The following is a 19,333-nucleotide window of genomic DNA, read 5'->3' on the forward strand; positions in this document are numbered from 1 at the left end:
TGTCCGGGCTGCGGGCCCGTCAACTGAACCGGTTGCGACGGGCCAGTCCATCGTCCTACGCTGATGCCTGCGCCGGGAGCCGGGCGCGGCTGCCGGGCTGCAGCCGCCTTCCCTGTCACGTCCCCACCCCTGTCGGGCACCGGGGGTCCTCCCTGAGGAAGGCCATGAAGACTCGACTCTCCGCCGCCGGCGCGACACTGCTCGCGTTGCTCGTCACCGTGCTGGCGTTCGGCCAGCCGGCGCACGCCGCGGCTGGTTTCTCCGTCGCCGGCGGCAAGCTGTACGACGCCAACGGCGCCGAATTCATCATGCGCGGCGTCAACCACGCGCACACCTGGTATCCGCAGCAGACCAGCTCGTTCGCCGACGTCAAGGCGCTCGGCGCGAACACCGTGCGGGTGGTGCTCTCCAGCGGCGACAGGTGGACCCGCAACACCAACGCCGACGTCGCCAACGTCATCTCGCTGTGCAAGGCCAACCGGCTGATCTGTGTGCTGGAGGTGCACGACACCACCGGGTACGGCGAGCAGAGCGGCGCGATCACCCTCGCCCGCGCCGTCGACTACTGGCTCAGCCTCGCCGACGTCCTCGTCGGCCAGGAGCGCTACGTCATCGTCAACATCGGCAACGAGCCGTACGGCAACCAGAACTACGCCTCCTGGGCCACCGACAACGCCAGTGCGATCAAGCGCCTACGGGCTGGCGGGTTGACCCACACGATCATGGTGGACGCCCCGAACTGGGGGCAGGACTGGTCGTTCACCATGCGCGACAACGCCGCGTCGGTCTTCGCCGCCGACCCGGCGCGCAACACGGTCTTCTCGGTCCACATGTACGGCGTGTTCGACACCGCCGCAGAGATCAGCGACTACCTGGGCCGGTTCCGCAGTGCGGGACTGCCGATCGTGGTCGGTGAGTTCGGCTTCAACCACTCCGACGGGAACCCGGACGAGGACACCATCCTCGCCTACAGCCAGGCCAACGGCATCGGCTGGTTGGGCTGGTCGTGGAGCGGCAACGGTGGTGGAGTCGAGTATCTCGACCTGGCCACCAACTTCAACCCGGCGAACCTGACCGACTGGGGTCGGCGTCTCTTCAACGGCGCCAACGGCATCCGGCAGACCGCCCGCGAGGCAAGCGTCTTCGGCGGCACACCACCGCCGACGACGCCACCGCCGACCACGCCTCCGCCCACGACGCCGCCGCCCGCCGGTGGTTGCACGGCGACGTACACGGTGACGAACCAGTGGCAGGGTGGCTTCCAGGGTGAGGTGCGGGTGACCGCCGGCGCGAAGGCGATCACCGGCTGGACCGCCGGGTGGACCTTCGCCAACGGCCAGCGTGTCACCCAGTCCTGGAATGTGGCCCTCACCAGCAGCGGAACCACGGTGACCGCGCGTAACACCGACTACAACGGGCGGCTGGCCGCCGGGGCCAGCGCCAGCTTCGGTTTCCTCGGCAGTTGGACCGGCACCAACAGCCCGCCAGTGCTGAGCTGCACGGCGAGCTGACGGTCGGATCGGTGGTCGGGTCCGGCACCGGACCCGACCACCGGAACCGTACCGATCAGTGCTCCCCGGCCAGGTTCACGATGACCACCCCGGCGATGATCAGCGCGATGCCGGTGAGCTTGGCGAGCCCCACCGACTCACCCAGGAACACCGCCCCGATCGCCACGATCGCCGCGGTGCCCAGACCCGACCAGAGCGCGTACGCCACCCCCACCGGGATCTCCTTGACGGCCTGGGCCAGCAGGAGGAAGGCCAGCGCGTACCCGCCGAGGCACGCCACCGTCGGCCAGAGGCGGCTGAAGCCGGCGGTGCTCTTGATCAGGCTGGTCGCCATCACCTCGGCGAGGATGGCGATCCCCAGCAGCACGTACGCCATGCGTCTCCCCGGTCCTCCGTGGTCGGTCAACACGTCGCCGCCCAGGCTAGTGCGGACGACGTCCGCGTCCAGCCGATCCGTGGGCGTGACGACCGTGCGGCCCCCACACCTGACATGAGGCTCCTTTGGAGCTGATGCCACAAACGAATCGGCCGAGCCGCCACCCGGCCCCCCGCCACCCGGCCCCCGCCACCCGGCCCCCGGCCCCCGCCACCCGCCACCCGGCACCTGCGACCCGGCCTCCGGCCCCCTGCCGATGCGGTGACTCGTCTACGACATCAGCTCCATAGGCGGCCCGAGACACTACCCGCTGATCCGCGTCGAGTGAGCGGCACTGGCTCACCCGACGGTCCCAACCGTGCTCGCGACGGTGATGACGGCGTGAGAAGGAGTCGGCACGGTAGATCTTGGACACTTTCCGTCAGTACCGAACGGAAAGTGTCCAAGATTGCCGGCCGCTGCGGTGACGCTGCCGACGTCGTACCCCAGCCGGACCGGGACCGGGGGACCGCCGCCCCCGCGACGAGCCTCCGACGGTCGGTCGGTCGTCCGGCGGGCCGGACCGCCGAGAGAGACGGGTCGTCTACGGCTCGGCTGCGACCGACGGAGGCAGGGGTTGCCCGCACTCGGTGGCCAGCCGGGCTGCCCGCATGGTCAGGTAGAGCTGTTCGGGGCGGCTGCTCGTACGGGCGGCGGCGGCCCGGTAGTCGGCGATCGCCCGGGCCCGGTCGCCGGCCATCTCGTGCAGGTGGGCGCGCGCGGCGGCCAGTCGGTGGTGTCCGGTCAACCGCGGGTCGTCGGCGAGCGCGTCGAGGGCGGCCAGGCCGGCGGTCGGGCCGTGCACCATGGCCGTGGCCACGGCCCGGTTGAGGGCCACCACCGGGCTACCGGCCAGGCGTTCCAACACCTCGTAGAGCGCCAGGATCTGCGGCCAGTCGGTCTGCTCGGTGCTCGGCGCCTCGTCGTGGACGGCGGCGATGGCGGCCTGCACCTGATACGGGCCGACCGGCCCGCGCGGCAGGGCCCGGGTGACAAGTGCGATGCCCTCGGCGATCGCCGTCGCGTCCCAGCGGCTGCGGTCCTGGTCGGCAAGCGAGATCAGCTCGCCGGAGGGCCCGCTCCGTGCCGGACCTCGGGCCTCGGTGAGCAGCATCAACGCCAGCAGCCCGGCCGATTCGCTGTCGTCGGGTAGCAGCGTGTGCAGCGCGCGGGTCAGCCGGATCGCCTCCGCCACGAGGTCGACCCGGCGCAGGTCCGCGCCGGCGGTGCTGGTGTGCCCCTCGGTGAAGACCAGATAGAGCACCTGTCGTACGGCGATCAACCGCGCGGCGCGCTCCGCCGGCTCGGGCATCCGGAACGGCAGCCCGGACGCCCGGATGCGTTGTTTGGCCCGGCTGATCCGCTGCGCCATCGTCGCTTCGGGCACCAGGAACGCGCGGGCGATCTCAGCGGTGCTCAACCCGCCGACCGCGCGCAGGGTCAGCGCCACCGCCGACGTCGGGGCGAGCGCCGGGTGGCAGCAGAGGAAGAACAGGACCAGGGTGTCGTCCCGCTCAGCGGTCAACTCCTCGTCCGCGGCCGGTGCGTACGCGCGGTCCTCCGGGTCCTGGCGGGCGACCAGGTCCTCCCGGCGGCGTCGGGCCTGCTCACCGCGGACCAGCTCGATCATCCGGCGGTAACCGACCTGGATCAGCCAGCCCCGGGGGTTCGCCGGCAGCCCCTCGGTCGGCCACTGGGTGGCGGCGGCGAGCAGCGCCTCCTGCACCGCGTCCTCGGCGGTCGCGAAGTCACCGAAGCGGCGGCTGAGCACGCCGAGGACCTGCGGCGCCAACTCGCGCAGCAGGTCCTCGACGTGGGGTTCGGTGTTCAGCCCTCACAGCTCCTGCGCTGGGGCGGACATCACCGGGTGCACCTCGATCGGCATGTTCAGCGGTCGGCCGCCGGGGCCGGGTGCGGTGGAGATGTGCGCGGCCAACTCCACCGCCCGCTGCGGGCTCTCGCAGTCGACGATCCAGAACCCGGCCAGGAACTCCTTCGTCTCGGCGAACGGCCCCTCGGTGACCACCGGTGCTCCGCCCTCACCAGCCCGGACGATGCGGGCCTGCTGCGGGCCACCGAGGCCCTGCCCGTCGACCCACTCCCCGGCGGCGGTGAGTTTGTCGTTGACCTCGCCCATGAACGCGATGTGCGCCCGGATCTCCTCCGGCGTCCAGGTGTCGATGCTCGGGAAGTCGGTCCCGGCGGCGCTGAACTGCATCAGCAGCATGTACTTCATCGTTGGCTCCTCACACCCGCGCACCCTCGTCGGTGCTCTCACCCTGAGGTAGAAGCAGGCATCACGGTTCTCGACACCCCGAGCAAAAAGTTTCTAGTCGACGGCGTCGACCTCCAGCACCAGGCTCTGCTCCGGGTGCAGAGCGGGAAGTTGCACACCCACCCGGGCCAGCGCCGCCCCGCTGAGGGTGACCCCACCGGCCAGCCAGGTGGGCGCAGCCAGGTCGATGGTCGCCGGGGCCGGTACGCCCGACACCTGCCGCACCCGGTACCGCCGGCCCGGGTCGAGGCCCGGCAGCCGCACCGGGCCGGGCACCTGCGTCACCGACGTGGTCAGCCGTGCCACCGCGTACACCGCTCGGGTGTTGTCGTGGTCGACCACGCCGTGCGCCCAGACGGCCGGGTCCGGGTGGTCGACCCGGACCACCCGACCGGCGTGCAGCAGCGGGCGCAGCCGCTTGTGCAGTGCCACCCAGGCGGCCAGCTCGGTCTGTTCGGCAGCGCTGATCGAGGCGATGTCCCACTCGATTCCGTGGTGGCCGAAGAGCGCGGTCGCCGCCCGGAAACCCAGGTCGTGTACGCGGTGGGTGGTGTGCGAGCGTTCCGGGCCGACGTGGGTGCCGATCAGCTCCGGTGGCAGCAGCAGCCCCGTCCAGCGTTGGATGCTGAGCCGCTCCAGCGCGTCGTTGCAGTCGCTGGCCCAGACCCGGTCGGTGCGCGCCAGGATGGCCAGGTCCACCCGGGCCCCGCCGGACGAGCAGCTCTCGATCTCCACACCCGGGTGCCGGCCGCGCAACTCGTCGAAGAGCCGGTAGACCGCCAGGGTCTGCCCGTGCACGCCGGGGCGGCCGTGGTGCCCGGCCTCGGTGAGGTCCCGGTTCTGGTCCCACTTGAGGTACCTGATGCCGGGGTGATCGGTGAGCAGCGTGTCGAGACGTTCCAGAACATGGTCGTACGCCTCGGGGCGGCCCAGGTCGAGCACCTGTTGGTGACGCCAGGCCGGCGGCAGCCGCCCCGGCACGGAGAGCAGCCAGTCGGGGTGCGCACGGAACAGGTCCGAGTCGGGGTTGACCATCTCCGGCTCGACCCAGAGGCCGAACTGGAGGCCCCGGCCGGTGACGTGGTCGATGAGCGGTTGCAGGCCGTCCGGCCAGACACCCTCGTCCACGGACCAGTCGCCGAGCCCGGCGGTGTCGTCGCGGCGGCCGCGGAACCAGCCGTCGTCGAGCACGAACCGTTCCACGCCGATCTGCGCGGCCCGGTCGGCGAGCGCCCGCAGACGGTCCAGGTCGTGGTCGAAGTAGACCGCCTCCCAGACGTTGAGGGTCACCGGGCGGGGGGAGCGCGGGTGCCCGGGGCGGGCCCGCACGTGCTGATGGAGTACGTCGCTGAGCCCGTCCAGGCCGGCGTCGGACCAGACCGCGTAGAGCAGGGGAGTCTCGTACGTGTCGCCGGGGCCGAGCCGGATCTCCCCGGGGGCCAGCAGTTCACCGCCACCGAGTGTCGACTCGCCGGTGGGCCGCCGCTCGCCGAACGTCACGTGGTCGCCGCTCCACGCGGTGTGCACCGCCCAGACCTCGCCGTGGCCGAAGCCGAACCCGGCGGTGCCGGCCACCAGCAGCAGGGTGGCGTCGTGCCCGGTACGCCCGCGCCGGCCCTCGCGGACCCAGGCGCCGTGCGGCCACGGGTGCCGCTGCGGGGACCGTTCCCGACACCACCGGCCGGTCAGGTCGAGCAGTTCGGTGGCGACCGCCGGCACCGGCAGCGCCGGCGTCAGCTCCCGCAGTTCGTACGCGCTGTCGCCGTCGTTGCGCAGCCGGTGCCGAACGGTCAGCAGGCCGTGCGGGTCGAGGGTGATCTCGGTGGCCAGGCTCAACCCGGCGGCCGGGTCCGACGCCCGCACGGTCAGCACCGCCGCGTCGGGCCCGGTGTCGTGCACGTCCACGCCGTCGAGGCGGAAGGAGGTGGACCAGTCCCGCCCGTCGCGGTGTCCGGCCAACCCTGGTCGGCCGCTCCAGCCGGCGCTCGCCTCGGGCAGCAGGGACAGCACTGTCGGTTCGTCGAAGCTGCTCGGCACCACCGGCGGTACTGTCGCGTCGGTGAGGTGGCGCAGGCCGTCGTCGTCGAGGTCGCCGACGTCGCCGCCCCAGTGCACGACCCGGGGCAGCCCCGGGCCGCGCGCGTCGAGCACCAGGCTGGTCCGCGCGCGGCGCAGGTGCAGGATCGTCATCCCTTCGAGGCTCCCAAGGTCAGGCCCCGAACGAAGTGCCGCTGGAGCATAAAGAAGATCACCAGGGTGGGGATCGCGACGAGCACGCTGCCCGCCGAGACGAGGTTGTTGTCGGTGAAGAACTCACCGCGCAGGTTGTTGAGCGAGCTGGTTACCGGGAACTTGTCGCCGGTGCGCATGAGGACGGTGGCCCAGAAGAACTCGTTGTAGATCCAGGTCACCTCGAGCGTGGCAAGCGCGGCCAGGGCCGGCCGGCACAGCGGCATGGTGACCTGCCAGTACTGCCGCCAGATGCTCGCCCCGTCCACCATCGCCGCCTCGTACAGGTCGCGGGGCAGCGCCTTCATGTAGTTACTGAGCACGAAGACGCAGAACCCGCACTGGAAGGCCACGTTGATCAGGATCAGGCCCCAGTAGCTGTCGTAGAGCAGCTCGGAGTCGCTCATGAACTCGGGCAGTGGCACCTCGGTGAACAGCCGGAACAGCGGGATGAGCAGCGCCTGCTGGGGCAGCAGGTTGGCCGCGGTGAACACCCCGAGCAGCACGAGGTTGAGTTTCCAACTGAACCTGGCGATGACGAACGCCACGCAGGAGGCGAGGAAGAGGGTGAGCAGCACCGCCGGGACGGTGATGTACACCGAGTTGAGGAAGTGCTGCCCGAACTCCGCCGTCCGCCAGGCGGTGAGGTAGTTGTCGAAGGTCCAGCCGCCGAGGGAGACGTAGCCGTTCGCGGCGGTGTAGTCGTACGAGCGCAGCGAGGTCAGCACCGCCCAGGCGATCGGGAAGAGCCAGGCCAGCGAGACGACGATGAGGAAGCCGTGCAGCAGCAGCCGCGCCGGGGTCAGCCGGCGGCGGGCCGGAGTGTCGACGCTCATTCCCGGTTCTCCCTCATCACTGTCGCCAGGTAGATGGTGATGAAGACCAGCGAGACGACCAGCATGATCGTCGCCAGTGCCGAGCCGAACCCGATCCGGCTCGCCTCACCCACCACGTTCTGGGTGACCAACGCGGAGATCAGCTCGAGCCCGTTGCGGCCCTTGTTGACCACCCAGACCAGGTCGAACGCGCGCAGTGACTCGATCACGGTCACCACCAGCACGATGATGTTGATCGGCCGCAGCACCGGGAACACGACCCGGAAGAACGTCCGGCTCTCCGAGGCGCCGTCGACAGCCGCGGCCTCGCGAAGCGACGGGTCGACGCCCTTCAGACCGGCCAGGTAGAGCAGCATGATGTAGCCGACGTGCCGCCACCCGGAGGCGACCATGACGGCCCAGATGTTGACGTTCGAGTCGCCGTACCAGTCGATGCTGCTGCCGAAGACGGCGTTGACCAGGCCCTGGTCGCGAGAGTAGAGCAGTTGCCAGACGAAGCCGATGAGCGCCAGCGAGAGCACCACCGGCAGGTAGAGCGCGGTCTGGTAGAAGCGGCTGCCGCGCAGTTCCTTGTCCAACAGCACGGCCAGGAACATGCCGAACGGGGTGGCGACAACGAACAGCGACGCGAGCCAGAGCAGGTTGTGCTGCACCGCCGGCACGAACGGCGGGTAGATGTTCACCACGTCGCTGTAGTTGCGCGCGCCGACGAACTCGATCTCGTTGAGGGGGCCGATGCCGTCCCAGTTGGTGCCGGAGAGCAGCACGGTGGCCGCCGCCGGCAGCCAGACGAACCCGGTGACGAGCAGCAGCGGGACGAGCACCATCAGCGTGATGACCACGCGGTCGGTGCGGGACAGGAGCCGTAGCCGCCGGCGACGACCACCCGTGGAGGTGGTCGCTGCCGGCGGCGGCACGGCGCGATCCGCTTGGATCAGGGGCAGGTCGGACACGATGTCCTCCCCCTTCCGCCGTCAGTCAGTGAAGATCGACTTCTTCTGGTTCTCGATGGACGAGGTGAGACCGTCGATGTCCTTGGGGTTCTTGATGAACTGCTGCAGCGCCGGGATCATCACCGTGGAGGCGAAGTCCGGCCGGGTGTCCCGGTCGAGGAACTGGGCGATCTCGGTGGCCGACCCGACAAGGTCGGCGGCCTTCTTCTGCAGCGCGGTATAGCCACCGACCTCCGCGCCACTGTTGGCGACGAGCACGGCCGGGTCGTTCTTGAGGTTGATGTCCGCCGCGGCCTTGCCGCCGAAGTACTCCAGCAACTTGCGCGCGTTGTCCTCGTTCTTGGGCTTGCGGGCCATCATGTACCCGTCGATCGGGGCGTCCAGCGCCTTGGCGCCGATCGACGGGTCGATCTCGGGGAAGGTGAAGAAGTCGAGGTCGTCCTGCTCGTCGTTGCTGAACTGCTGACCGACGAAGAGGCCGAGCAGGTACATGCCGCTCTTCTTCTGCTGCAACGACTGCGCGGCCTCCTGCCAGGTGCGGCCGAGGCTGTCGGGCTGGTGCAGGGGGAGCAGGCCGGCCCAGGTGTCGAAGACCTTCTTGACCTTGTCGGAGGTCCAGGCCTCCTTGCCGGCCATCAGGTCGACGTGGAACTGGTAGCCGTTGATCCGCAGGTTGAGGATGTCGAAGGTGCCCATCGCCGGCCAGCCGTCCTTGTCGGCGAAGGCGATCGGGATCAGCCCGTCCTTCTTCATCTGCGCGCCGAGTGCGGTGAACTCACTGATGGTCTTCGGCACCTGGTAGCCGTACTGCTGCCACACCGACTTGCGGTAGAAGACCGCCCACGGGTAGTACGTCCCCGGCACGAAGTACTGCTTGCCGTCGTCGCCGGTGGATGCCTTCTTGAACGCGTCGGAGTAGCCGGAGAGCTTGTTCCACACGTCGCTGATGTCACTGGCCAGGCCCTTCTGTGCGAAGAAGCGCATCCGGTAACCGGCGAACCAGGTGAACACGTCGTCCGGCTTGCCCTGCAGGTAGTTGTTGATGTTCTCCTGGAACGTGTTGTGGTCGACGGTGTTGATTCCGACCTGGACCCCGGACGACGTCTTGAACCCGTCGGTGACCTTGACCAGGACGTCCTTCGGCTTCGGGTCGGACTGGTTCGAGCCGAGCGACACGTCCTTGCTGGACCCACCGGAGCCGGAGTCGTCGCCGCAGCCGGCGAGCAGGCCGGTGCCGAGCAGCGCACCCGTGCCGGCCGCGCCGGCAAGCACCGATCGTCGGTTGATGCCGGCGACTGAGGGCGGTACGAGCCGAGCCAGGTACTCGGCTTGGGATTGGGGACGGGACATCTGTGCCTCCTGCGGATGAAGAGGAGCTACGTCCAAGGGCCATCAGGGGTGGTGAAGGCAGGCCCGGCGTCGTGACCACACATTGAGATCCACCGAGAATCCACATTGGCGAACACGAACGGCCATTGGGGGCTCAAGCTACCCTGCGGTCGGGCGCTGTCAAGAGGGCAGTTCGCCTCTGATAACCCAGTCGTGACACGGCCGTTACCGAGAACCCGTGAAGAAGAAGCTCGATGTTGGAACCTGTTGACTTCACCGGACGGGCGGGTGCACCCTCAGCTGTCATGCGGCGATGGCAGGGCGACAGCATCTATTTCGGCGGCGACTACAACCCCGAGCAGTGGCCCGAGGAGACCTGGACGGAGGACGTGGCCCTGATGCGCCGGGCCGGGGTCAACCTGGTCTCCGTCGGCATCTTCTCCTGGGCACTGCTGGAGCCCACCCCGGGCCGGTTCGAGTTCGGCTGGCTGGACCGGGTGCTGGACCTGCTGCACGACGGCGGCATCCAGGTCGACCTGGCCACCGCCACCGCCAGCCCACCGCCGTGGCTGGCCCGCGCGTACCCGGAGACCCTGCCCCGCCGGGCCGACGGCGCGATCCTCTGGCCGGGTGGACGACAGGCGTACTGCCCCAGCTCGCCGGTGTTCCGCGAGCGGTCGCTGGAGCTGGTGCGGGCCGTCGCCAGCCGGTACGCCGAGCACCCCGCCGTGGTCATGTGGCACGTCTCCAACGAACTGGGCTGCCACAACGTGCACTGCTACTGCGACGTCAGCGCCGAGGCGTTCCGTGGCTGGCTACGCGGGCGCTACGGCGACCTGGACCGACTCAACGTCGCCTGGGGCACCGCGTTCTGGAGCCAGCGCTACGGCGACTGGGCCGAGATCAACCCACCGCGCACCGCGCCGACCTTCGCCAACCCCACGCAGCAGCTGGACTTCCTGCGGTTCTCCTCCGACGAGCAGCGCGCCCAGCTGCGCGCCGAGCGCGAGGTGTTGCGGACCCTCGTCCGGCAGCCGGTCACCACGAACTTCATGATCGGCATGGACGTCAAGCACATGGACTACCACTCCTGGGCCTCCGACGTGGACCTCGTCTCCAACGACCACTACCTGACCGCCGCCGACCCGCGGGCGCACCTCGGGATCGCGCTCGCCGCCGACCACACCCGGGGCGTCGCCGGTGGCGACCCGTGGTTGCTCATGGAGCACTCCACGAGCGGGGTCAACTGGCAGCCGCGCAACGTCGCCAAGCTCCCCGGTCAGCTCCGGCGCAACAGCCTCGCGCACGTCGCGCGCGGCGCGGACGGGGTGCTCTTCTTCCAGTGGCGTGCCTCCCGGGCCGGCGCGGAGAAGTTCCACTCCGCGCTGGTGCCGCACGCCGGGCCGGACACCAAGGTCTTCCGCGAGGTCTGCCAATTCGGCGCGGACCTCAAGGCCCTCGCCGAGGTACGCGGTAGTCGGGTCGACGCCGACGTGGCGATCCTCTTCGACTGGGAGGCGTGGTGGGGCGTCGAGTTGGATTCGCACCCAACCGTCGACGTCACCTACACCGACCGGCTCAAGGCCCTCTATGGTTCGCTCTGGCGGGCGGGCGTGACCGCCGACATCGTCCACCCCTCCGCCGACCTCGACCGCTACCGGCTGGTCCTGGTGCCGACCCTCTACCTGGTCCGGGACGCCGACGTCGAGGCGCTGCACTCCTACGTCGAGGCCGGCGGCACGGCGGCGGTCACCTACTTCAGCGGCATCGTGGACGCCAACGACCACATCCGGCTGGGCGGCTACCCCGGCGCGTTCCGCGAGTTGCTCGGCGTCCGGACCGAGGAGTTCTTCCCGCTGCGCGAGGGCGAGCAGGTCCGACTCGACGACGGCAGCACCGCCGACGTGTGGACCGAGTGGCTGCACCCCGACGGCGCCGAGGTGCTGGCGTCGTACACCGATGGGCCCTTGCCGGGCGTGCCGGCGCTGACCCGGCACCGGGTCGGCGACGGCGCTGCCTGGTACGTCGGCACCCGGCTGGACGAGCCGGCCACCGACCGGCTGGTCGCCCGGCTGCTCGACGAGGCCGGCGTCCGCCCGGCGACGACGGCGCCGTCCGGGGTGGAGGTGGTCCGCCGCCGCGACGGCGACCGGACCTGGCTGTTCGCGATCAACCACACCCCGACCGAGGTACGGCTCCCGGTGAGCGGCGTAGAGCTGTTGACCGGTTCGCGATGTGCCGGTGAGCTGACGCTGCCGGCCGGCGAGGTGGCAGTCGTCCGCGAGGACCAGCCTCACGACCCGGCCTGACAGCCACCGCGCGAAGGAGTTCCCCACATGCTCGCCCAACAGCGGCAGACCGCCATTCTCGACCTGATCCGCCAACGTGGCGGGGTGCGGGTGAGTCACCTGGTCAGTCGGTTCGGCGTGTCCGACATGACGATCCGGCGTGACCTGGAGGTGTTGGCCGAGCGCGGCCTGGTCGACAAGGTGCACGGCGGCGCGACCCTGGCCGGGCCGGGCTCCGCCGAGGAGCCCGGCTTCGCCGCGAAGTCGATCCGCCAGCAGGCGGAGAAGCGGGCCATCGCCGAACAGGCGGCGACGATGGTGGAGCCGGGGATGGCCATCGCGCTGTCCGCCGGCACCACCACCGCCGCGCTTGCCAGGCTCCTCTCCGACGTACGCGGGCTGACCGTGGTCACCAACTCGATCCCGGTCGCCGACGCCCTGTACCAGAACCCGCGCGCCGACCAGACAGTCGTGTTGACAGGCGGCATCCGCACCCCGTCGGACGCGCTGACCGGGCCGGTGGCCGAGGCGGCGATCAGCGTGCTCAACGTCGACCTGCTCTTCCTCGGAGTGCACGGCCTCAGCCCCCGGACCGGCTTCACCACGCCCAACCTGCTGGAGGCCGGGGTCAACAGGTGCCTCATCGGCGCGGCCCGTCGGCTGGTGGTGCTCGCCGACCACACCAAGTGGGAGACGATCGGCATCGCCACCATCGCCCCACTGGAGGCCGCCGACGTGCTGATCACCGACGCCGGCCTGCCCGCCGAGGCCCGCGCCACCATCGGCGAACAGGTAGGTGAGCTGGTCGTCGTCGAACCGGGCTGAATCCCCAGCCGACCGCGGTGTTGTGTCCGCGGTGATCGTCCGCGGTGATCGACCTATGGATCCTCGTCCGGGAGGCAGGTCCCGGCGTGGTCGGCCTGCCGCGCGCAGCGGCGACGACCGGGCAGGATCCGGTCGCAGAAGACCCAGTGTCGTACGTGCTGCGCGTCCTCCGCCGAGACGGTGGTGCCGCCGACGTCGACCTGCGGCATGGAGGCCAGCGAGCGGGCGAGCGTCCGCGCCAGGTCCAGGCCCCCCGTCAGGTCGGGGACAGCCACCGGCAGGTGGATCACATGCCGGGGCTTCTCCGGGTACGCCTCGACGGCGAACCGCGGCAGCGGCGTGAAGAGCCCGCTGTACTGGTGCTCCCATCCCGGACTCACCGGCGATGCCGCTCGGACCAGGCGCTCTGCCAGTCGCGCAGCGCGCGCTTCACCCGCGCGTTCTCCTCGCTGAGCCGTGCCACATCGTGGTGCAACGTCGCCAGGTCGAGCGCGACGCGGTGCAGGAACCGTCGTACCTCCCCGGCGTCCAGACCTCGTCGACCGAAACCGACGATGGTGAACTGCCGGTCGCGGACCTGGCTCGGGTGCAGCCGAGCCAGCCGCGTGCCGTCGTAGAGCGTGCCTCGGGTCATTCGTCACCTCGCGCGTCGTGAATCGGAGGGCGGGTCAGAGTCGCGGGGGCGCCCTTTCCCGTGGTAGTTATTCGTTCAAGTCGGTTCGGGGCCGGGATTCGCACATCCCGACGCCCTAGTTGAGACCCGACGAGAGCCCGGTATGCGACTGCCACTCGCAAAGCCGTCTCTCGTCACCTTCTCGGCTGTTGGCACAGCCGCGGTTGCCGTGTTTGCACCGGGCTTCCCCGGGGGCCGGCGATCACCCTCACCCGCAGGTCACGTTTCCAGTCGCCCTGAACTGGAGCAATGGTTCCTACGCGGGCATCGCCAACGATTCGAGAGGTGGACCATGCCGCATAAGCCGTTCATCCGGACCCTGCGTGCGCAGTGGCTGGGTCAGCAATTGCGGACCCTGCGGGAGGAGCGGGGGATGACGTTGAAGCTTGTCGCTGAGCATCTGCAACGAGACATGTCCGCGCTTGGTCGGTACGAACGCGCGGACTGGCCGATTCGCAAGGGTGATGTGATAGCACTGCTGGATCTCTACGGATTCCACCACGCAGCTGAGCGGGCCCGCCTCCTGGCGCTCGCCGAGGAAGTGTGGCGCACCGACCGGTGGGACGAGGACTACGGCGACGTCGTGGACGCCTCCTTCATCGAATATCCCTGGCTGGAGGGTCGTGCGGAGCAGGTGTGCTGCTTCCACCTCACCCTGGTTCCGGGGCTGCTACAAATTCGCGAGTACGCCGAGGCCGTGATTCGCAACGCGGCAGAACCGGGTGTCACCGAAGCGAAGATCAACCGTTGGGTGGATCTTCGGATGGCCCGCCAAGAGGTTCTGAGGCGACGCCGCCCACTCGTGATATCGGCCGTGATCGACGAGGCTGCGCTGCATCGTACGATCGGGGGGCCGGAGGTGTGGCGGCGACAACTGCACCACCTCGCGCAGGCGCAGCGAACGAGCAACGTGGCCATCAGAGTCATGCCGTTCGGCGTGGCCCTGCACCATGGGCTCGACGGTACGTTCTGGATATTCCGGCTGCCAAAGCCGTATCCTGCGGTTGCCTACGTGGAGTCTTTGGGCGGGCGGCTCTACCTTGAGTCGCCGAAGGCTGAGCGCTTCGTTCGCGCCTATGGTCGTCTGCTGGAATCTGCGCTCAGCGAGAGCGAGTCAACGAGATTGATCACGAGCATCGCGGAGGAGTTGTGATGAGCGAAGGTATGTCCGAGGTCGCTTGGCACATCAGCAGCAAGAGCGACAGCAACGGTGGTAGCTGTGTGGAGGCGGGGCCGGTGCTGGACGGGTCAGGTCGGGTGGCGGTGCGCGACAGCAAGGATCGCGCGGCGGCCACCCTCGTCTACGGTGCCGATCGATGGACCGCGTTCGTCGACGGGGTGAAGGACGGCGCATTCGCCCCCACCCAACCCTGATCAACTCGGCTTCATGGAAATCGGGGTGTCCGCTTGACCAGGACACCCCAGTTTCCGGGAACCCGAGTCGATCATTCTGTTGATCAAGAGGTTTGCGTCAAGCTGCGCGTGATTGTTGACCGAAACCTCTTGATCAACAGGAGAAGCCGGGCGTGGGCGGGAGAAGCCGGGCGGTAGGCGGGTGTTCGACGGGCTGATTCGTCTGCGACATCAGCTCCAAAGGCTCCCTACCGCAACTTCCGGCTGCCCGGAGACACGCCTGTCGCGCGGCACTTCACAGCCATCTCACAGGGGTGCTGGATAGGGTGCGGCTTGAGTCAACGTCCGACTCCATCCTGGATCGGTCGGCTGTCGCACAGGAGTTTCGATGGTCTTCAAGAAGATGTTGAGCGCGTTCGGCGTGGGTGGTCCCAGCGTGGACACCGTGCTGACCAACCCCAACACCCGGCCCGGCCTGACCCTCGACGGGCAGGTCAACCTCGTCGGTGGCGACGCTGAGGCAGCCATCGAGCAGGTGGTGATCGGCCTGGTCACCCGGGTCGAGGTCGAGGGACACGACACCGAGTACGCGGGCACGATGGAGTTCCACCGCATGGTGGTCAGCGGCCCACTCCAGCTCGCTCCGAAGCAGCAGCTCTCGATCCCGTTCCAGCTCCCGATCCCGTGGGAGACCCCGATCACCGACGTGTACGGGCAGCGCCTGCACGGCATGACGATGGGCCTGCGCACCGAGCTTGCGGTGGCCCGCGCGGTCGACAAGAGCGACCTGGACCAGGTGGCGGTGCACCCGCTGCCGGTGCACGAGCGGATCCTGGAGGCGTTCCAGCGGCTCGGGTTCGGGTTCAAGCACGCCGACCTGGAGCGTGGTCACATCCGGGGCGTGCAGCAGACGCTGCCGTTCTACCAGGAGATCGAGTTCTTCGCCGCGCCGCAGTACGCGAGCACGATCCGCGAGGTCGAGCTGACCTTCGTGACCAGCCAGCGCGGTGTCGAGGTCATCCTGGAGTGCGACAAGCGCGGCGGGTTCCTCAGCGCCGGGCACGACGCGTTCGGCCGCTACCAGGTGTCACACGCCGACGCCGACCGCGTCGACTGGGCGCAGGTCGTCGACGGCTGGCTGCGCGAGACCACGTCCCGCTACGGCAGCCTGCGCTCCCAGTACGGCCACGGGTACGGCCCGGGTCACGGGCACGGCCACGGCCGGGGCGGCATGGGCATGGGTGGCGTGGTGGCCGGCGCGGCGCTCGGCGTCGCGGGCGGCATGATCGCCGGCGAGATGATCGAGGACGCGTTCGAGGGCGACTTCGGCGACTTCGGCGGCGACGAGTAACCACTCCACACACGACGACAGTGGCCTCCGGGAGATTCTCCCGGAGGCCACTGTGAGCTACGGACCGGTTAGTGCCGGACCTTGCGCTCCTCGCTGCTGCGATGGTTGCTGCCGGCCTTGGCCAGACCTCGGCTACCGAGGTAGCCCAGCGTCAGCAGGGTGATCAGGAACCAGGCGTTGTCGGCCCGGAAGATGTCCACCCCAGCCGAGTTCCGCCCGACGACCTGCGACGCGCCCAGTACGGCGGCCACCGCGATCAGGTAGATCCAGAACTCGGTGGTCTTGAACGCCTGCTTGGTCTCCGTACCGGGTGCCTGCATGTCGTTGCGGCGCCCGTCATGCATGACCGGCATCTGCTGGGTCTGCATGTCCCGCATCTGAGCGGGGTTCTGCGGGTCGTTCATGGGCCGGTTCATCGGCCGGGTGGAAGCAGCCTGCGTGCTCATCTGGTCCTCCTCAGGATGCGATGAGTCGTACCTGCACTCCCTCGCCCCGCTACCGCGTTTCGGCCACGGCACGGTTCGCTTTCGTGGCGGGGACAACCCCCGACTACCCGAGGCCCCTGAGCAGGTAACACCGATCGCCGGCCGGAAAAATCCGGCCGGCGATCGTGGTGCGGCGACCTAGCGCAGGCCGTTGCGGACCGCCACGCGTACCAACAGGTCGGGGTCGTCGGTGATGAGGCCGTCGACGCCCAGGTCGATGACCCGCTGCATGACCGCGGCGTCATCGACGGTGTACGGGATCACCTTCAGGTTGTCCCGCGTCTGGAGGGTCCGGACGTCCGGTCCGTGGAAGTATGCCGGGTTCTCCCGCAGGTACCAGTCGGCGGAGGCGACGGTGCCCTGCTTCGGGTCGTGCACCTGCCAGTTGGCGGACACCGTGCCGGCGCCCGCGGCCCGGGTGAGCTTGCCGAGGTCCTGGTACTTCCACCAGTCCAGCCCGCCGGTCCACGGGCTCTTCACCGCCGGGTTGCCGTAGACCGCCTGCAACGAGCACTCGTCGGCGAGCGTCGCGCACTCGGCCGGGCCGTACTGCCAGACCAGGGCGACGGTGCCGATCCGCCGGTCGAGCTGGCGGGCGTAGGTGATGGTGCGCCAGTCGAACGACTGGATGGTGGCCCGGCTGGTGAAGCCGGCCCGCTGGATCGCGTCGACGAGCTTGCGGGTGAAGCTGCGGTACGGCTCGGTGTCGTTCACCACCGGGCTGATCTTCGTCTCGATGTTCATCCCGATGTCGGTGCGGCCACTCGCCTTCACCAGGGCGAATACCTCGTCCAGGGTCGGGATCCGGGCGCCCGGCGCGGGCACCTGGGCGGGCAGCTCGGGCAGCGTCTTCGTACCGCAGTCGATGGTCTTGACCTGCGCCAGCGTCAGCTCGTGCACAGGCTTGCCCACGTACGGGAACGTCGGGTCACCGCGGCGTACCGGCTTGGTGTCCACGCAGTGCGACCCGTTGACGGTGCGGTCGTGCAGCACCACGAGCTTGCCGTCGGCGGTCACGTTGGTGTCCAACTCCAGGGTGGAGATGGCCCGGTTGGAGAGCGCGTTCGCGAACGCCGGCAGGGTGTTCTCCGGCCGGGTGGCCCGACCGCCCCGGTGTGCCTGGATGTCGAACGGCGACGCGTACGCCTTCGGCAGCCGGTAGCCGCGCTGCGCCAGCAGGCCGCGCAGCCGGTCCGGGTAGTCGGTGATGAGGCCGTCCACCCCGTCGTCGATCAGCTTGGCCATGGTCGGCAGGTCGTCGACCGTCCACGGGATCACCTTGATCCCGTACCGGTGCGCCTGGGCGACCATCTCCTTGGTGACGTACGGCTGGTAGCCCGGGTCGGTGACCGTGCCGTTCTGCGGCATGCCGTGCACAGGTGAGAAGGCGCTGGCGCCGAAGCTACGGATCGCCCTGATCGGGTCGCCGCCGAAGTCGTCGATGTCCAGCCCGCCCAGCCAGGGCGAGGCGCCGGGCTTGCCGGTCTGCAGGAAGTCGTAGTTGGTCAGGGCGACGAGTGGCAGCTTCGGCTCGACCTGACGCATGCGCATCAGCGCGCCCCAGTCGAAGCTCTGGATGGTGACCTGCTTGAGCAGCCCGGCGGCGCGGACCTCGGCTGCGGTGACCTGGACGAACTGCTCGCGCAGGGCGGTCTCGGTCGGCGCCCCGGCCTCGACCTTTGTCTCGACGTTGAGCTTCACGTCCTTCGCCCGGTACCGGTTGACGAGCGCGAAGACCTCACGCAGCAGCGGCATCCGGGCACCCGGGACGGCGACCTGGCCGGGCTTGTCGGCGAGGGTCTTCGAGCCGCAGTCCAGGGTGCGTACCTGGGCCAGGGTGAGCGTGTTGACGTACTTCCCGACGTATGGGAACTCCGGGTCACCGGGCGTCACCGGGGCGGTGTCCACGCACTTGGTGCCGGTGACCTTCCGGTCGTGGGTGACGACGGCCTGGCCGTCCTCGGTGATCTGCACGTCCAGTTCGAGGGTGGTCACCCCGAGCTGGAGGGCGTTGCCGAAGGAGGCGAGGGTGTTCTCCACCCGCAGCCCGAGGCCGCCCCGGTGGGCCTGCACGTCGAATGTCCGGTCCGGTCGCGGCTTCGCCTGTGCGGGCACCGCGAGCCCGGTCGTCACCGTCGCGGCCACCAGGGCCGCGACGGCGGTACGGCGTACTGTGCGCACGCTGTCATCCCCTCCTGCCGGCGGGCATCTCCCGCCGGTCGCCGGACAGCATGGACATCTCGGGCTGCGGGCAGGCGGCCAGCGGGCGGCGCGACGGTGAACCGCCGTGGACGACCTCCCGGTCGCCCCGGGTTTGGTCGGCCGGTGGTCGGGCACGCAGTCGGTTCCACAGCTTCTGCGAGGTGATGGACGTGCGTGAGGACGACATGCGGCAGGACGCCGCCCGCGAGGCCGAGGACCGGATCGCCGGCGGCGTGTACGGCAAGGGCGCCCTCGACGAGGTGACGGTGCCCCGCACCGATGTGGAGAGCCAGATCCAGCGCGACGACCCGTTCGACCCGGCGAAGGAACGGATCGACCCACAGGTGCTGCGCGACGGTGGCCCGGTCGGCGGGCAGGGCGCGGTGACCACCACCGGTGGCACCGCCGGGCCGGCGAGCGTACGCCGGGTGGCCCGGCAGCCGGAGCGACACCCGGGCAAGGTCGCCCCGACGACGACCGGCGACGCCACCACCGGTGGTCTGAGCACCCCGATCGGCGGTGGCACCAGCGACCAGTCCACGTCGGCGACCGGCCCGGCGAAGTCCATTCGGGACAGGTCCAGCGACTGACCCGACCCGCCGCCCCAG

General features: G+C 69.6%; 18 protein-coding genes. 7 read left to right on the forward strand and 11 right to left on the reverse strand.

All coding sequences use genetic code 11. From position 1 onward, the window contains the following. Window positions 1-164 precede the first annotated feature (164 nt). Window positions 165-1,511 carry a cellulase family glycosylhydrolase gene (locus tag ACWER9_RS06140; protein ID WP_452300738.1) on the forward strand — a complete coding sequence of 449 codons (1,347 nt, stop codon included), beginning with the start codon at window positions 165-167 and terminating at the stop codon, window positions 1,509-1,511. Window positions 1,512-1,566: 55 nt separating this feature from the next. Here ACWER9_RS06140 and ACWER9_RS06145 read toward each other — a convergent pair whose 3' ends face one another. The 7 genes from ACWER9_RS06145 to ACWER9_RS06175 form a co-directional block, all read right to left on the reverse strand. Beyond that, the gene (locus ACWER9_RS06145; RefSeq protein ID WP_357350318.1) at window positions 1,567-1,887 is read right to left on the reverse strand and encodes a DMT family transporter; all 321 of its coding nucleotides are present in this window, start codon (window positions 1,885-1,887) and stop codon (window positions 1,567-1,569) included. Window positions 1,888-2,470: 583 nt separating this feature from the next. Continuing rightward, window positions 2,471-3,757, reverse strand: a complete 1,287-nt coding sequence (locus ACWER9_RS06150; protein WP_452300764.1) for an RNA polymerase sigma factor — start codon at window positions 3,755-3,757, stop codon at window positions 2,471-2,473. A gap of 3 nt (window positions 3,758-3,760) precedes the next feature. Next, window positions 3,761-4,162, reverse strand: coding sequence for a YciI family protein (locus ACWER9_RS06155; protein WP_452300739.1), 402 nt, complete (start codon window positions 4,160-4,162; stop codon window positions 3,761-3,763). A 93-nt stretch (window positions 4,163-4,255) separates the two neighbouring features. After that, window positions 4,256-6,391: an alpha-galactosidase gene (locus tag ACWER9_RS06160; RefSeq protein ID WP_452300740.1), complete on the reverse strand. Its 2,136-nt coding sequence runs from the start codon at window positions 6,389-6,391 to the stop codon at window positions 4,256-4,258. Next, a complete protein-coding gene (locus tag ACWER9_RS06165; protein ID WP_452300741.1) occupies window positions 6,388-7,266 on the reverse strand; it encodes a carbohydrate ABC transporter permease in 879 nt (292 codons plus the stop codon). The genes ACWER9_RS06160 and ACWER9_RS06165 overlap by 4 nt, the downstream gene beginning before the upstream one ends. Next, window positions 7,263-8,219 carry a carbohydrate ABC transporter permease gene (locus ACWER9_RS06170; RefSeq protein WP_452300742.1) on the reverse strand — a complete coding sequence of 319 codons (957 nt, stop codon included), beginning with the start codon at window positions 8,217-8,219 and terminating at the stop codon, window positions 7,263-7,265. Before ACWER9_RS06170 ends, ACWER9_RS06165 begins: the two co-directional genes overlap by 4 nt. A gap of 21 nt (window positions 8,220-8,240) precedes the next feature. Beyond that, on the reverse strand, window positions 8,241-9,569 hold the full coding sequence (locus ACWER9_RS06175; RefSeq protein ID WP_452300743.1) for an ABC transporter substrate-binding protein: 1,329 nt from the start codon (window positions 9,567-9,569) through the stop codon (window positions 8,241-8,243). Between the two features lie 284 nt (window positions 9,570-9,853). Between ACWER9_RS06175 and ACWER9_RS06180 the strand changes: the two genes are divergently transcribed. Both ACWER9_RS06180 and ACWER9_RS06185 read left to right on the forward strand, forming a co-directional pair. Further along, entirely contained in the window at window positions 9,854-11,857 is a 2,004-nt protein-coding gene (locus ACWER9_RS06180) for a beta-galactosidase (RefSeq protein ID WP_452300744.1), read from the forward strand. A gap of 27 nt (window positions 11,858-11,884) precedes the next feature. Further along, window positions 11,885-12,661, forward strand: a complete 777-nt coding sequence (locus ACWER9_RS06185) for a DeoR/GlpR family DNA-binding transcription regulator (protein WP_452300745.1) — start codon at window positions 11,885-11,887, stop codon at window positions 12,659-12,661. Window positions 12,662-12,714: 53 nt separating this feature from the next. Here the strand turns inward: ACWER9_RS06185 and ACWER9_RS06190 are convergent, their stop codons facing one another. Together ACWER9_RS06190 and ACWER9_RS06195 are read right to left on the reverse strand one after the other, a co-directional pair. Continuing rightward, window positions 12,715-12,951: a hypothetical protein gene (locus tag ACWER9_RS06190; protein ID WP_452300765.1), complete on the reverse strand. Its 237-nt coding sequence runs from the start codon at window positions 12,949-12,951 to the stop codon at window positions 12,715-12,717. A gap of 86 nt (window positions 12,952-13,037) precedes the next feature. Further along, window positions 13,038-13,295, reverse strand: coding sequence for a DivIVA domain-containing protein (locus ACWER9_RS06195; RefSeq protein ID WP_452300746.1), 258 nt, complete (start codon window positions 13,293-13,295; stop codon window positions 13,038-13,040). Window positions 13,296-13,626: 331 nt separating this feature from the next. Between ACWER9_RS06195 and ACWER9_RS06200 the strand changes: the two genes are divergently transcribed. The 3 genes from ACWER9_RS06200 (at window position 13,627) to ACWER9_RS06210 (ending at window position 16,038) form a co-directional block, all read left to right on the forward strand. Then, a complete protein-coding gene (locus ACWER9_RS06200; protein WP_452300747.1) occupies window positions 13,627-14,487 on the forward strand; it encodes a helix-turn-helix domain-containing protein in 861 nt (286 codons plus the stop codon). Continuing rightward, window positions 14,487-14,708: a DUF397 domain-containing protein gene (locus ACWER9_RS06205; RefSeq protein ID WP_452300748.1), complete on the forward strand. Its 222-nt coding sequence runs from the start codon at window positions 14,487-14,489 to the stop codon at window positions 14,706-14,708. Before ACWER9_RS06200 ends, ACWER9_RS06205 begins: the two co-directional genes overlap by 1 nt. A 367-nt stretch (window positions 14,709-15,075) precedes the next feature. Beyond that, entirely contained in the window at window positions 15,076-16,038 is a 963-nt protein-coding gene (locus ACWER9_RS06210; protein WP_452300749.1) for a sporulation protein, read from the forward strand. A gap of 68 nt (window positions 16,039-16,106) precedes the next feature. On the opposite strand, the gene ACWER9_RS06215 is transcribed toward ACWER9_RS06210, so the two are convergent. Together ACWER9_RS06215 and ACWER9_RS06220 are read right to left on the reverse strand one after the other, a co-directional pair. After that, a complete protein-coding gene (locus ACWER9_RS06215) occupies window positions 16,107-16,484 on the reverse strand; it encodes a hypothetical protein (protein ID WP_452300750.1) in 378 nt (125 codons plus the stop codon). 177 nt (window positions 16,485-16,661) lie between these two features. Then, on the reverse strand, window positions 16,662-18,704 hold the full coding sequence (locus ACWER9_RS06220) for a glycerophosphodiester phosphodiesterase family protein (protein WP_452300751.1): 2,043 nt from the start codon (window positions 18,702-18,704) through the stop codon (window positions 16,662-16,664). A gap of 191 nt (window positions 18,705-18,895) precedes the next feature. Here ACWER9_RS06220 and ACWER9_RS06225 point away from each other — a divergent pair, with 191 nt between their 5' ends. Beyond that, window positions 18,896-19,315: a hypothetical protein gene (locus tag ACWER9_RS06225; protein ID WP_452300752.1), complete on the forward strand. Its 420-nt coding sequence runs from the start codon at window positions 18,896-18,898 to the stop codon at window positions 19,313-19,315. Window positions 19,316-19,333: the final 18 nt, after the last annotated feature.

The organism is Micromonospora sp. NPDC003944, assembly GCF_053605225.1.

What these genes read in the sequence shown, in the direction of transcription:
- ACWER9_RS06175 (WP_452300743.1), bottom strand. Translation starts at nt 9,569, where the DNA reads ATGTCCCGTCCCCAATCCCAAGCCGAGTACCTGGCTCGGCTCGTACCG.
- ACWER9_RS06195 (WP_452300746.1), bottom strand. Translation starts at nt 13,295, where the DNA reads ATGACCCGAGGCACGCTCTACGACGGCACGCGGCTGGCTCGGCTGCAC.
- ACWER9_RS06145 (WP_357350318.1), bottom strand. Translation starts at nt 1,887, where the DNA reads ATGGCGTACGTGCTGCTGGGGATCGCCATCCTCGCCGAGGTGATGGCG.
- ACWER9_RS06180 (WP_452300744.1), top strand. Translation starts at nt 9,854, where the DNA reads ATGCGGCGATGGCAGGGCGACAGCATCTATTTCGGCGGCGACTACAAC.
- ACWER9_RS06155 (WP_452300739.1), bottom strand. Translation starts at nt 4,162, where the DNA reads ATGAAGTACATGCTGCTGATGCAGTTCAGCGCCGCCGGGACCGACTTC.
- ACWER9_RS06210 (WP_452300749.1), top strand. Translation starts at nt 15,076, where the DNA reads ATGGTCTTCAAGAAGATGTTGAGCGCGTTCGGCGTGGGTGGTCCCAGC.
- ACWER9_RS06160 (WP_452300740.1), bottom strand. Translation starts at nt 6,391, where the DNA reads ATGACGATCCTGCACCTGCGCCGCGCGCGGACCAGCCTGGTGCTCGAC.
- ACWER9_RS06200 (WP_452300747.1), top strand. Translation starts at nt 13,627, where the DNA reads ATGCCGCATAAGCCGTTCATCCGGACCCTGCGTGCGCAGTGGCTGGGT.
- ACWER9_RS06215 (WP_452300750.1), bottom strand. Translation starts at nt 16,484, where the DNA reads ATGAGCACGCAGGCTGCTTCCACCCGGCCGATGAACCGGCCCATGAAC.
- ACWER9_RS06185 (WP_452300745.1), top strand. Translation starts at nt 11,885, where the DNA reads ATGCTCGCCCAACAGCGGCAGACCGCCATTCTCGACCTGATCCGCCAA.
- ACWER9_RS06140 (WP_452300738.1), top strand. Translation starts at nt 165, where the DNA reads ATGAAGACTCGACTCTCCGCCGCCGGCGCGACACTGCTCGCGTTGCTC.
- ACWER9_RS06205 (WP_452300748.1), top strand. Translation starts at nt 14,487, where the DNA reads ATGAGCGAAGGTATGTCCGAGGTCGCTTGGCACATCAGCAGCAAGAGC.
- ACWER9_RS06165 (WP_452300741.1), bottom strand. Translation starts at nt 7,266, where the DNA reads ATGAGCGTCGACACTCCGGCCCGCCGCCGGCTGACCCCGGCGCGGCTG.